The organism is Paenibacillus polymyxa (genome assembly GCF_018614975.1).
In the GTDB taxonomy this organism is placed as follows: Bacteria; Bacillota; Bacilli; order Paenibacillales; family Paenibacillaceae; genus Paenibacillus; species Paenibacillus polymyxa_E.
The window spans coordinates 352,294-366,495 of the sequence record NZ_JAGGNR010000008.1; the positions used below are offsets into that span (position 1 = coordinate 352,294).

Genomic DNA, 14,202 nt, shown 5'->3' on the forward strand with positions numbered 1-14,202 from the left:
CCATCTATAGTTGAATTATGAAGTCCAATACAAGAAACATGGAAAGGAACATGTGAACATGAAAAATATAAATACGACCAACCTACAGCATACCTGGACTCAAGTCGACGACTACATGAATGATCTGCTGATCCCATCAGATTCCCTGCTGGAACATACACTGCAAAGCAATGCCGTAGCTGGACTCCCCGCTCATGACGTAACACCGAATCAAGGAAAGTTACTTCAGCTCCTGCTGCAAATCCAAGGCGCATCCCGTGTACTTGAAATCGGCACACTGGGGGGATACAGTACCATCTGGATGGCAAGAGCGCTGCCTGAACACGGACGCATCGTATCACTGGAATCGGAATCACACCATGCAGACTTGGCCCGAGCCAATCTCTCACGAGCAAGACTGATGCACAAGGTTGACCTGAGAGTTGGTCCTGCCCTGACCACCCTTCCCGATGTTCAGGAAGAATACAGGGAACCGTTTGATATGATCTTCATCGATGCTGACAAACCGAGTAATCCCGATTATCTGAGATGGGCCCTGCGACTGACTCGGCCGGGGAGTCTTATTATTGGTGATAATATCGTCAGAGACGGTGAAGTGATCCGCACAGACAGCACAGACCCCAGAGTTCAAGGCGTTCGATCATTCCTGCAGTTGATCGCGGATCACCCCCAGCTTGAAGCAACAGCACTTCAAACGGTCGGTAGCAAAGGTTACGATGGATTCGTCATTGCTCGTGTAATTGATGCCCCTGAACCAAAATAAACAGTGGTCAATTCTTCCGCAAATTCCCCTTTCCTGTTAAACTGGAATCACTGCACAGGCAGACTGGGGGGAACCACTTGAGAGTTTTACGACATATTCATGATGAAATTCGCGGCTGGTCCCGCAATATTCAACTGTTTTTCCTGGCAAGCATTCTGTATCAGATCGGAAATGGCATGTTCTCTGTCCTGTACAATCTGTACATTCAGGGTCTGGGCTACAATGATACAATGAACGGCCAGATTGTAAGTATTCAATCACTCGCAACAGCCATTATGTTTGTTCCTATCGGTCTATGCGGTGATCTGTTCAGCCGCAAGCGATTACTCATTACCGGGGCGTTGTTCAGCGGAATCTTTTTGATCGGACGCTCCTTCGATTATTCGGCTACAGGACTGATCTGGTTCGCGGTATTCTCTGGCCTTTTCGCTGGGGTATTCCAAGTACTGGCCATTCCTTATCTGGCGGAAAACGTCAAGAAAAGCCAGCGGCTGAAAATGTTCAGTTATTATTCATCTCTTGTGCTCGCTTCCCAGGTGCTTGGTAGCCTGGGTGGCGGTGTATTCGCAGATTTGTTACATACGGCAGGACTCGCCAAAGTGACCGGATTGCAGACGGTTTTATTTGTCGGTGGTGCAGCCACACTAGCTGCATTTATTCCACTGTTATTTGTAAGCGAAGGCAAGGCTGCTCCGCAGACAACAATTCCGTCGCAACCCGTTCTTCAACCCAATGCGGATCTAAAAGAAAGTTCAACGAATACCCCAAGCACGGACGATTTGATCACCAAGAAAAAAGATTCCCGACTGATTGGTCAGTTTATAGTAACCCAATTATTAATCGGATTAGGTTCGGGGCTGGTTGTACCGTATCTGAATCTGTATTTCACCAATCGGTTCTCGGTTTCTCTGAGTGGCATGAGCTTACTGATTGCACTTGGTCAGGTTATGACGATTGTATCCATGCTGATTGGTCCTACCCTGGCGGCAAAGGTGGGAAGCGTAAGAGCCGTTGTCATTTTCCAGGTCATGTCGCTGCCCTTCCTTCTATTAACAGGCTTCACCAATCTGTTGTTCATCGCTTCGCTCAGCTTTTTATTCAGACAAGCATTGATGAACGCAGCCAATCCCATTCATTCAGCCATACTGGTGGATCGGATCTCCGACAAACGCCGCGGGATCGCCAATTCACTGATGCAGACTGCTTTCATGATTGGATGGGCGACCATGGGACCCGTTCAATCCTATCTGGTCACCACGTACGGAACGTATTGGGGTTATGCGATCACTTTCAGCATCACAGGCTGTCTATACGTTATTTCATCACTGATGTACTTTGTAATGTTCAGAGAACCCAAACCTTCCGCTACGCCTCTCGCAGGAGAAGCATGACCTCATTCAACCGATAGGCTAAACGGATGGAACTGATGCGCAAGCTTGGTTCCCACGTTGTCTTTCGGTTTTTTCTTTAGCCTGGGTGTCTCTGTTCTTGGCGGATTGCTGTTCACAGCCATTCATACGCCCATCCCGTGGTTGCTCGGGCCAATGGTATTCATGCTGCTGATGACCTTGCTGTTAATCGGATTGTGTGTGATTACGGCCTACATCGCTTCAATGATCATATTTTGTCTGATCCCATGCCAAAGAGAGTATCCATTTGATGTCACATCCTGCGGATACTCTCTTTTACTTGTACAGACTCTACTTCAGCATTTGGCCTCATTCAATTTTAAGCATAATGACTAATTATGAATAAATTCGGTTGTACATCCAGCCCACAATGCCCACCGTAACTACTGTTGCCCCGATAATAAATGCATAATACCCCATCTTACTTTTGGACTCCGAAGTCTGATGGTCATAATAATCCGAGTTACGTCGGTAAAACCCCATCCACAACTCTCCGATCATATTCACAACAACCAATACAAAACGTTTAACAAGCCCCATTGTATTCGCGTCTCCTCTCTCTGATCGACCTTCTTCCATATTAAGTATAATTATCCCAATTCATTAAAACAACCTACTCATATTACCTTCGGTGCGGTTTCCTGCTCCAACCAGGTTAGAATATCAAATGCTTCCTGATCGGTGCTACCACACATCTCTTCCTCAGCTTGCAAGCCACTGCATACCGCAGGACGATCTTTTTGGCCAAAAATTCCGCAGCGATTATCATCCGTAAGCTGCACACAACGTACACCTGCCGGCTTGCCATGAGCCATGCCCGGTATCGGTGATGATATGGAAATCGCGATACAACATGCGGCACAGCCTGTCCTGCATTCCATACATATTCCCTCCTGTTTTCAATACTTATAGTCCTTACAATATGTGTTCAAAAAGACCGGTTTTCAGTTCCCGAGAAGATGGAATGAAGCTAGAACCTCTTAATTATGAGCGATTTATCCAGGTCCAGGTGCGAGCCAGCCCCTGAGCAATTCTCCGATTCATGCTTCGATTGGAAAAATAACCCCCATGACTTAGCGGGTTCCAACTCATAGCCACGCCGCCCGAGTTCACTTCAATATCTTCTTTGACCGCTTTCTCATAAGCGGGATCAATGGGGCGTAACGGATAACCCAGAATATCATCCCGATCGTAGAAGTTCACCCATTCCCCTTCCAGCCCGGCATAATACTGATTCACATGGGAAGAGGGCACCTGAATTGGGCAACTAAAGTCATGATAACGCAAACTCCATAAGGGTAAGGTCGTACCAAATGAGTAAAAATTGGTCAGCGTGTCCCCCCGCTCCAGTGCCGAGCTCACATCCACAACCTCAGGAACACGACTGGAGGGATATTGCAGATCGTAGAAGAAGTTACTTGCGATTACGGCACCCAAACTATGGGAAACCACACAGAGCGGAGCTTCCGGTCCGTTACGCTGTGCAAGGGTATGCATCGCCTGATTCAACGTTCGATGTACGGCATCATAGTTATGGCCTTGATTTTCCACCGGTTGATAAGCAACCGCATCAGCCAGGTAATGGATGACAAATCGGCGCAACGCCTGAAAGTTCAATCCCGGAGAGCTGACGAGCTGTTGAAAGAGCGCCTCTTCCCGCTCCTCAAATACATCCGCCCAATATACAGGTTCGATATCGAGCATCTGTTTGGAGGCTCCAGGCAAGACCATCACCTTGTCCAATTCCTTATGCAAACAAGCAATCAGCTTGTCCGCGTACCCATCCTTCCGCATACCCAGCCCATGAATGACCATCACCGTAACTCGTGTCATGGCTCTCCTCCTCATCGATCTAGGAACTCTTTCTCCACCATATGAACGCCACAACTCGAACATGCCTGAAGCTTGCTTTGTCAGAAGAACCTTTCCAACCACTATTATTTTAAAAATGTGATTCTTCCATTTTATATACAGTTTACCATGATCCTCATGAAAATAACGATCATACAGCAAAAAGGAGCTACATATCACGCAGCCCCTTCTTGTTGTTGTATTCAATTAACCTTTCAGATGAACCTTCAACACACCGCTTTGATTAGATGTCACATCACCTGTCGTGACTTCCACCCGTTCAACCATATCCTGACCATCTGGAATGATAATCGGTGTAATCAGCGGGTATCCCGCATCTTCAATTACCTTACGATCAAACTCCAACAGCTTTTGTCCAGCCTTTACATGCTCGCCAGCTTCCACATGCATGTTGAAACCTTCACCCTTGAGGGATACTGTATTGATCCCCACATGAATCAGAACCTGTAGCCCACTCGCGTGTTCAAGAATCACCGCATGTTTACTCTTAATCACATGGGCTACCTGAGCATCAAACGGGGCAACAACAACGTTACCGGAAGGCTCAATCGCTACACCCTCACCCATCTGTTTCTGGGCAAAAGCCGGATCTGGTACTTGCTCCAGTGATACGGCCTGGCCTGTTAATGGCGCCATGATTTCCAGTGTATTCACGGCTTCGTCCCCTACTTGAGCTGCACTACGTGTGCGCTGGTTTGGATCTGTTTTTGCAGTTGAAGAGGTAACACCCGAAGCAGACTGCGATGTAGCCGCTTTAGGCTCATTAACGGTTTCATTGCTTGCACTACGATCTTCTTTTCTCAGTTTGGCTCTGCCAAAAAGGACCGTCAGTACAAACGGTACAACAAGGACAATCGCCATGCCGATGAAGAAGACGCCCCATTTGTTAGGGAAAATCGACAGGAATCCCGGTACGCCACCTACACCGATGGAGGTTGCCTGAACATTATTCATCGTCAGCAACACACCACCAATCGCGGAACCGACCATACCAAAGATAAACGGATAACGGTAACGGATATTCACTCCGAAGATCGCCGGCTCGGTTACCCCGAGGAAGGCCGACACCGAGGACGTTGCCGCAAGTCCTCTCATTTTCTTCTCACGCAGGACAAGCATCATCGCAAGTGCCGCCGAACCCTGTGCGATATTGGACAATGCCAGCATCGGCCACAGGAACGTACCGCCTTGACTACCAATGAGCTGAACATCCACCGCGAGGAACGTGTGATGCATACCAGTGATAACCAGCAAAGCGTATAAACCACCGTAGATCAGACCACCCAGCGCCGCGTATGAATCGTATACATAGATCAAACCAGATGTAATTGCATTTGCAATAGCAAATGTAACCGGTCCAATAATCGTAAATGCCAGGAATCCGGTAATCAGCAACGTAACTGGTGCAACGACCAGCAGTTTAATCGAATCATGCACTCTTTTGTTCAGGAAAATTTCCATCTTCGCAAGCAGATATGCCGATACCAGTACCGGCAGAACCTGCCCTTGATAACCGATCTTCTCAATCTCCCAACCGAACAGATTCCATGTTGGCACCGTGCCATTATTCACGGCATCAGCGTAACCATATGCACTCAGCAGATCGGGATGTACGAGAATGAGACCCAGCACGATCCCGAGCAGCGGACTGCCTCCGAACCTTTTTACAGCTGCCCAACCAATTAGAGCCGGCAGGAACGTGAAGGCTGTACTCGCGATCGTATTAATAATGGACGCAAGATCCTTCCAGGCTGGATAAACATCCACCAGTGATTTTCCATCAAAGAAAATGCCTGGACCTGTCAGAATGTTGTTAATCCCGAGCAAAAGACCTGCCGTAATGATTGCAGGCAAGATTGGAATGAAAATATCCGAGAGTGTTTTGATCGCTCGCTGGATTGGATTTTGCTTTTTACCCGCAACCGCCTTCACATCATCCTTGGAAGAACGATCTCCCCCGGTAATCTGAATCATCTCATCATAGACTTTATCCACCAGACCAGGCCCAATAACGACCTGGAATTGTCCTTGGGAAGAGAACTGTCCTTTAACCAGATCATTCTGATCCAGACTCTCGATATCCACTTTACTCTCATCGTACAAGGCAAACCGGAGTCGTGTAACACAGTGCGTAGCAGCTTCAATATTCTCTTTACCACCGACTGCCCGGACGATCTCCTCAACCTGTTTTTTATCAATTGCCATAGTGTCACTTCCTATTTATAAAATGTGATTAGTCCTGTTGTGGCACAAGCCACATATAGGATGCATACGGACTGAGAGAGATTTCCTGCGTCAGAGCGGGGGCTGCCTCCGTATTTCCTATGAGTAACTCTGCTGATTTGCCTCCAATGTGATCATTCCAGACCGCTTCCGGAAGCGAGAACGTGACGTCTCGTTTACTGAAGTTGGATACAACAATCAGGGTTTCACTTCCATTGGTCCGTGCGTACGCGAACACATCCGGGTGTGCATCGTCCAATCGTTCATACAGACCGTCGGTCAGCACGTTAACCTGTTTACGCAGGGCAATCAATTTGCGGTAGTGGTAGTAGATTGAATCCGGGTCAGCCAGCTGCTGTTCCACGTGAATGGACGTATACCTTTCATCCACCTTCAGCCAAGGTGTTCCGGTAGTAAATCCGGCGTTCTTACTTCCATTCCACTGCATCGGTGTGCGGGAGTTGTCTCGGGAACGCTCTTTTACAATGTTGAAAGCTTCTTCAGCGGATTTGCCTCGTTCTTCCTGAAGCAGGCGGTACATGTTCGTTGATTCGATATCGCGGAACTCGCTAACGTCATTCCAGACCGGATTCGGCATGCCGATCTCTTCACCCTGGTAGACATAAGGCGTACCTTGCATTCCGTGTATCGTTGTTGCAAGCATCTTGGCACTCTCGGCACGATAATCACCATCATCGGCGAAACGGGATAGCGCCCTCGGCTGATCATGGTTATTAAGGAACAGCGCGTTCCAGCCTCCACCGGCCTGCATACCTGTCTGCCACTCACTGAAGAGCTGCTTCATTGCTTCAAAATCATACGGCATCAGTTCCCACTTCTGACCATTCGGATAATCCACTTTCAGGTGATGGAAGTTAAACGTCATCGAAAATTCCCGGGAAGCCGGGTTCGAATATTGGATACAATGTTCCAGTGTTGTGGAGGACATTTCCCCTACAGTCACCATGTTGTAAGGCCCGAATACTTCATCATACATCTCGGTGATATACTCATGCACACGGGGTCCATCCGTGTAGTACTTGCGTCCATCACCCGGTGAGATGCTGCCATCATCATCAGGGAAACGCTGGTCTTTGGAGATCAGGTTGATCACATCCATCCGGAAACCATCCACACCCTTTTCCGCCCAGAACTTGATCATATCCCGTACAGCTTGGCGTACTTCTTCATTCTCCCAATTGAGATCTGCCTGCGTTTTATCAAATAAAGTCAGGAAGTATTGTCCCGTCTGTTCATCATACTGCCAAGCAGGTCCACCGAACTTGGATTGCCAGTTGTTCGGCACACCGCCATCCGGGGCAGGATCTTTCCAAATATAATAATCCCGGTACGGATTATCCTTGGAAGAACGAGATTGCTGAAACCACTCATGATCGGTCGAGGAGTGATTCACCACGATATCAATCATCAATTTCATATCACGAGCCTTCAGACCGATCAGCAGTTCGTCAAAATCCTCCATCGTTCCATAATCCGGATTAATCCGGTAATAGTCCGCCACGTCATATCCATTATCATGCTGCGGGGATACATATACCGGCTGCAACCACACAATATCGATACCCAGATGCTGCAAATAATCAAGCTTCTCGGTTAATCCACGAATATCTCCCGTACCCGATCCGGTTGTATCATTAAAACTCTTTGGATATACCTGATACACCGTTGACTTCTTCCACCAAGATGACGGAGTTGTGTTATTAGAACTCATGTTAACGCCTCCAATACATTGTAATGCTCTTATGTGATGTTCTCGGTTAACTTCATATCTATATTACATAAGTAAACATGTATATACAAGTTGAAACTATAATATGGTTATTCTTTACCTCTTCTACACATTCCCCATAAACCTTTCGTCTGTAACATTTATTTTGGAACCTGCGTTCGTGAACTCCATGATATCTGTATTGGGACAACAAAAAACCGTCTGTTTTTCCCAGAATTGGTGTGGGCAACAGACGGTCTAATTGGGATGACTTGTTATTTGGTTAACTTGTTATTTGAATTTACTGCTCGTTAGTCAATGATTCCGTTGTTTTAAATGATACAGTTACTTTCACTTCAGTTGACTTAATCACCACAGCAGAGACACGCCCCTTACGACATCTCCGGTGAAACTGCGGCTTTACCCTGTTTTTCCTGCATGTTTAACTTCAATAAAGATAGTGCAGCCTGCTCTTCCCTTTCCAGTTCAGCAGCACTGATCTCACCAGAGAGTACGGCACGCATTCGCTTTTGATCCAGCAGACCTTCCCATTTTGCCACCACAAATGCTGCAACACAGTTGCCCATCAGGTTTGTGAAGACACGCATTGTATCCATGAATCGATCTGCACCAAGCAGCAGAGCAACCGCTGCTACCGGGAAAGCATTGACGGCTACTGCCGTCGCGGACAGGGCCAAGAATGCGGAGCCAGGTACTCCTGCCATGCCTTTGGAACTTAACATCAACACCAGCAAAATCGTAATCTGCTGCATCAATGTCAGTTCAATCCCTACGGCCTGAGCAACAAAAACCGTTGCCAACGATAAATAGATCGAAGCGCCATCCAGATTAAACGAGTACCCCGTCGGCACCACAAGCCCCACAACCGCACGATCACATCCCGCCTTGGTTAGTTTGTCCATCATGCGTGGCATAACCACTTCTGAAGATCCGGTTCCAATCGCCAGCATCACTTCAGAACGGGTATACTTCACAAATTGCAGAAAATTCAGCCCGGTGATCCACCAGGCAGCCAATGCCAGCATGACCAGAAACAGCAGCGCTGCACCGTAACATGCCAGAATCAGCAGACCAAAGGACGACAATGTGGATGCCCCATAGGCACCTACCGTGTAGGCCATGGCTCCAAATGCACCGATTGGCGCGAGTTTCATGATATAACCGATGATGCGGAACACAATTCCGAGCAAGTTCTCAATCAGCGTCAGTACATTCTCTTTTGCCTTACTCTCTGTTGCTGCCAGCGCAACCCCGAACAGGCATGCCACGAGCAATACTTGCAGAAGTGCATTTTGCGCAAAAGCATCCACAACACTTGTCGGAATAATATTCATGATAAAGTCTACCGTATGCGGTAACTCGGAACCATTGGTTTTTGCTTCAATACCGCTTGCATCTATGGTTGAAGGGTCCACGTTCATTCCGGCACCTGGGCGAAGCAGATTGGCTGTCCCTAATCCAAGTACCAGCGCCACTGTAGTTGCAATCTCGAACCACACGATGGCTTTCAGTCCAATGCGACCTACCGACTTCAGATCACCGATCTTGGCAATACCTGTCACAATGACCATGAATATCAGTGGTGCGATGATCATCTTGATCAATTTAATAAAACCTGTTCCGAGCGGTTGCAGCAGGCTACCCAGATCCGGCCACAGAATGCCTACGCCAATTCCGATGATTACCGCTACAATAATTTGAAAAAATAATGATTTCATAAATGACATGAACGCTCCCCCTGTTTGCGGTCAATTCGGATTTCCGTTTGGTTTCCGTGTAACTTTTTATATCATTCTAAACGGGAGTTCAACAATGGAATTTAAATGTTTTTGTCATTTGTACCAACTCTATCGGTGAAAATTGAACCTGGAACCGAAAAAAGACGAATACCGCGTCAGTTATCTTGACGTGATATTCGTCTTTATCCATCAATCCATTTATTATTGAACAGGGGTTAAATGTGTATCACAGGGTAATGGATTCTCCCGGGGCCAGCACACGGCCTTCCAACCCTTTTGCAGCCAGTTGGTACACAAAGTGTTCCGCATCCTGACGAATTACCGGGAACGTATCATAATGAACCGGAATCGTCAGTTTGGCATTAAACCATTCGGCCGCTTGCAGCGCATCCTCAGGTCCCATGGTGAAATGTCCACCAATCGGCAAGAAGGCAACATCGATATCATGACGATCACCGATCATTTTCATATCCCCGAAGAGACTTGTGTCTCCGGCATGCAAGATCGTTTTACCACCAATATTAATGATATATCCAGCAGGCAAACCTGCATACATGATCCGTTGTTCTTCTTCGAGCACAATCCCGGATGTATGGAACGCCTGAATCATTTTAGCTTGAGCAAAGCCAAGATCTACCGTGCCGCCCATGTTCATGCCAAGCGTATCCAGACCTTGCCAGGACATATATGTAGCCAGCTCTACAATAGCCACAACTTTGGCGTTATTCGCTTTGGCAATCGGTTCGGCATCGAGGATGTGATCCATATGTGCATGTGTCAGCAACACAACATCGGTCTTAATATCTTCAGGCTTTGTGACGGCAAGCTCGTTGCCACGCAGGAAGGGATCAATGATCAGTGACTTTTCTTCTGTGCCCAGCTGTACACTGGAGTGACCGTGGAACGTAATATTCAACAACTTGGATTCCTCCCGACATATGTTTTGATTATTTTAAAACCACTATTTATTATAAATCATAGCTCTTCATCAACGCAAAATTGCGCTAGTGTCAGTGTTACTGCTGCTTGCGATATACCCTTGCTTCATACGGCTGGAGCTGAATGGCACCTTCATCGGTAGAATAACGTCTGCTTACATTGCTGATGATCAGTTTGGCATGCTCGGCATTCCACCCTTCAGGCCACTGCATCTCTGGCTCATGCCCACGGAAATTCAGAATGACCAACATCTGCTCATCATCCAGCGTTCGTGTATAGGCATAAATATCCGGATCATCCGGCAACAGCAGTTCATACGCGCCATAGATAAGCACTTTATGTTGTTTGCGAAGCGTAATTAACTTACGATAATAATGCAAAATGGATTGCGGATCACGTTCGGCATCAGCCACATTAATCTCGGGATAATTATCATTCAACTGAATCCACGGCTGACCCTTGGTAAACCCTGCGTGTTCCGTCTCATCCCATTGCATCGGCGTGCGGGCATTATCGCGACTCTTCAGCCAGATCGCCTGCATGACTTCATGCTTCGACTTCCCTTGACCAATGTAATGATTGTAATAATTTTTGGTCTCGATGTCCCGGTATTGCTCGATATCCGGGAAAGCGACATTGGTCATGCCGATCTCTTCTCCCTGATAGATGTAGGGTGTTCCTTCAAGTGTAAGCATCCATGTCGCCAGCATCTGAGCAGAACGCACCCGATATTTACCGTCATCTCCAAACCGGGAAACCGGGCGTGGCTGATCATGGTTGCCCATGTAATTGGCGTTCCAGCCTCTACCATGCAAAACCGTTTGCCACCGGCTCATGATTTCTTTGAGATCTGTCAATTTCCATTCCTTATAGTTCCATTTACCAATTCCTGAAGATTTGGCATCAATGAACATATGCTCAAACTGGAATACCATATTAAGCTCATCACGATCCGTCCCGACATAAGCCAAAGCCTGCTCAGGCCCAAGTCCCGAAGTCTCTCCAACCGTCATGGGTCCATAAGGTTTCAGGATCATGTTATTCAGCTTCTTCAAGATCGAGTGTACCTGTTCCAGGTTGGAAAATAGCTGATACGCTGGAACCACCGGCAGATTATCCGGATTGTGGGCACTCGGTAGCCCCTCTGCCTTGGCGATATGCGCTACTGCATCGAAACGGAATCCGTCGACCCCTTTTTCCAGCCACCAATGCACCATCTCATACATCTCTTCTGCCATCTGTGCATTGTTCCAGTTGAGATCCGGTTGCTGTTCGGAATACAGATGCAGATAATATTCATTTGTCTCGGGATCATGCTTCCACACCGAACCCCCAAAATAGGACTCCCAGTTATTCGGTACCTGCCCATTTTTACCTGAACGCCAAATATAATAATCCCGCTTTGGATTCATCTTTGATGAACGCGATTCGGCAAACCATGCATGTTCATCCGACGTATGATTCAGCACCAGGTCCATCATGATCTTGAGACCACGCTTGTGGGCCTCTGCCAATAATCGATCAAAATCCTCCATCGTGCCATACTTGCGTAAAATGCCGTAGTAATCCCGGATATCATATCCGTTATCATGTCCTGGTGAATCATAAATGGGACAGAGCCAGATCACATCTACGCCTAAATTCTCCAAATAATCGAGCTTCTCATAGATTCCCTGCAAGTCGCCATATCCATCCCCGTCCGAATCCTTAAAGCTGCTCGGGTAAATCTGGTATACCACACTCTCTTTCCACCAAACGATATCGCCCACCTCGCTCTCATCATTGTTCACTATATAAATTGAACTAAAAAATATTTACACTAGACACTCCGATGACAGAACAACCTTCCGATCACTGTTATCCCCAGATTTTATGAATTCCCCTTATAAGGGGAAAATCCGGTGATAGCGTATGCTCCCGATGCAGCTTTCTTTCAGAAAGCTTTTAGGCGAACGCTCTCGCTTCCTCAGGTTATTTCTGTCCTCTACGTTTCGTGTAAATGTTTAGTTCAATTTATATATATAATCTCTGTTCACTATATTAAGCCGTTAATATGTTTTATCCGAAATGATTCCCTTGTAAACATTTGAAAGGTATCTTATGCAAAAGGACCCGGTCATGGATCGCGATCTGCGGTTCAATTCCGAGTCCTTCTTAATGAACATAAGATTAACTTAAATCCGGCGTAACCTATCCATGCACCAATGGTGTTCAGAATAATGTCATCCACATCGAACGAACCTACACGTGTAATCAATTGTGTGACTTCAACACCCAGCAGAAGCAAAACAACTGTAGATGTCAAGGTCAGAAATATCCGACACCTCCGAAACAACCACGGAATCCATATGCCCAGTGGAATGAACAATACGATATTACCAAACAGGTTTTTGACCCAGGTATCTGTATTGTACCTCTCCCTCTCCATAAGAAGCGGACGAATGGTCTCGAAGGGTACCAGATTATATTGATAATACATGCCAGGTGTTCGTCCACTTACAAACAGTAAACTGCCCATAATCAGTATGTAAAGCACTGCCATGCAAGCAACAATGGTCAGCATCCACTTGGAGTGGAACCACGACTTTTCGCTCATTCATCCGTCCTCCGACCTTGAATTCCGCGAAGCGGTAAGGTCTATTTTAACGGGATATAGATCTTCATGTCCAGTTGTTCAGGGGTCGATTTCCAGACATCCGTCACTTCAAAGTCCGGCCCTTCCCTCCGTTCATAGTTGGACTGAGGCAGCCAGCTGCCATAGATCATTTTCCGAATATCCTGCCCGGAGCCTTCCACGGTGAACTCTGCATACAAGCCGCCTGGAATCTCAACCGAGGTAAAACCGGGTTCAAGTACCTGAGATGCTCCACTGCTCTCTTCACCCACAATAAAAGAAAATGCTCCATTCTCTTCAAAACGACAGGCTACACCGTAAGCCATATCAGGGCGTGTTCTTTCCGGGATCGCCATGAATTTCTGTTCCATGCCAAAATCGTGATAAAATCCGGGTATTTCAGCATAATGCTGATTGTCATCCAGGTTGGTCTTATATTCATAACCGACAATCCAGCTCGGTTCCCGTGTGACCAGACGGGGCGTGTTCATATGGAATGTTCCATCAAGCCGACTTCGATAATCATTAAAATCAATACTCTCTTGCACCCTCAAAAGTGACCATTGATCCGCTTCCAGCTTACGCAGCTTCGCAGGTGTCATCCCAAAGTAGGCTGAAAATGCACGGCTAAATGCCTCTTGGGATTGATAGCCGAAGCTCATTGCAATGTCCAATATGCCTTGCGATGTGTCCCTCAGCAACCCTGCAGCTTCCGTTAATCTACGTCTGCGCACATATTCCAGTACTGTGAACCCGGTGATTGCCTGGAATAAACGTTGAAAATGAAACGCCGAAAAACTCGCAGCAGCAGACGTCTCTCTGATATTAAAATCATCTTGCAAATGCTGCTCCAGATATTCAATAGCAAGCTGAATTCGTGTGTAATGATCCAT

Annotated in this window: 12 protein-coding genes; 2 read left to right on the top strand and 10 right to left on the bottom strand. The window is 46.9% G+C overall.

Annotation, left to right across the window (positions count from 1 at the left end; genetic code table 11):
* Positions 1 to 58 precede the first annotated feature (58 nt).
* Positions 59 to 763 carry an O-methyltransferase gene (locus J7E78_RS04915; protein ID WP_215075201.1) on the top strand — a complete coding sequence of 235 codons (705 nt, stop codon included), beginning with the start codon at positions 59 to 61 and terminating at the stop codon, positions 761 to 763.
* 77 nt (positions 764 to 840) lie between these two features.
* The gene (locus J7E78_RS04920; RefSeq protein ID WP_215075202.1) at positions 841 to 2,154 is read left to right on the top strand and encodes an MFS transporter; all 1,314 of its coding nucleotides are present in this window, start codon (positions 841 to 843) and stop codon (positions 2,152 to 2,154) included.
* 354 nt (positions 2,155 to 2,508) lie between these two features.
* Here J7E78_RS04920 and J7E78_RS04925 read toward each other — a convergent pair whose 3' ends face one another.
* The 10 genes from J7E78_RS04925 to J7E78_RS04970 all read right to left on the bottom strand — a co-directional run bounded on the left by J7E78_RS04925 (position 2,509) and on the right by J7E78_RS04970 (position 14,202).
* Positions 2,509 to 2,712: a hypothetical protein gene (locus tag J7E78_RS04925; protein WP_215075203.1), complete on the bottom strand. Its 204-nt coding sequence runs from the start codon at positions 2,710 to 2,712 to the stop codon at positions 2,509 to 2,511.
* A gap of 77 nt (positions 2,713 to 2,789) precedes the next feature.
* The gene (locus tag J7E78_RS04930; RefSeq protein ID WP_017688873.1) at positions 2,790 to 3,053 is read right to left on the bottom strand and encodes a YkgJ family cysteine cluster protein; all 264 of its coding nucleotides are present in this window, start codon (positions 3,051 to 3,053) and stop codon (positions 2,790 to 2,792) included.
* Positions 3,054 to 3,156: 103 nt separating this feature from the next.
* Entirely contained in the window at positions 3,157 to 4,005 is an 849-nt protein-coding gene (locus J7E78_RS04935) for a chemotaxis protein (protein ID WP_215075204.1), read from the bottom strand.
* Between the two features lie 225 nt (positions 4,006 to 4,230).
* A complete protein-coding gene (gene treP / locus J7E78_RS04940; RefSeq protein ID WP_215075205.1) occupies positions 4,231 to 6,249 on the bottom strand; it encodes a PTS system trehalose-specific EIIBC component in 2,019 nt (672 codons plus the stop codon).
* Between the two features lie 28 nt (positions 6,250 to 6,277).
* Entirely contained in the window at positions 6,278 to 7,999 is a 1,722-nt protein-coding gene (gene treC, locus J7E78_RS04945; protein ID WP_215075206.1) for an alpha,alpha-phosphotrehalase, read from the bottom strand.
* 389 nt (positions 8,000 to 8,388) lie between these two features.
* A complete protein-coding gene (gene dctA, locus J7E78_RS04950; RefSeq protein ID WP_215075207.1) occupies positions 8,389 to 9,744 on the bottom strand; it encodes a C4-dicarboxylate transporter DctA in 1,356 nt (451 codons plus the stop codon).
* 238 nt (positions 9,745 to 9,982) lie between these two features.
* Complete coding sequence (locus J7E78_RS04955) at positions 9,983 to 10,675, bottom strand: metal-dependent hydrolase (RefSeq protein ID WP_215075208.1); 693 nt, start codon at positions 10,673 to 10,675, stop codon at positions 9,983 to 9,985.
* A 97-nt stretch (positions 10,676 to 10,772) separates the two neighbouring features.
* Positions 10,773 to 12,464 (bottom strand): glycoside hydrolase family 13 protein, encoded by a 1,692-nt coding sequence (locus J7E78_RS04960; RefSeq protein ID WP_215075209.1) that lies wholly within the window; start codon positions 12,462 to 12,464, stop codon positions 10,773 to 10,775.
* Between the two features lie 368 nt (positions 12,465 to 12,832).
* Positions 12,833 to 13,291 carry a VanZ family protein gene (locus J7E78_RS04965; protein WP_215075210.1) on the bottom strand — a complete coding sequence of 153 codons (459 nt, stop codon included), beginning with the start codon at positions 13,289 to 13,291 and terminating at the stop codon, positions 12,833 to 12,835.
* 41 nt (positions 13,292 to 13,332) lie between these two features.
* Positions 13,333 to 14,202 (bottom strand): effector binding domain-containing protein, encoded by an 870-nt coding sequence (locus tag J7E78_RS04970; RefSeq protein WP_215075211.1) that lies wholly within the window; start codon positions 14,200 to 14,202, stop codon positions 13,333 to 13,335.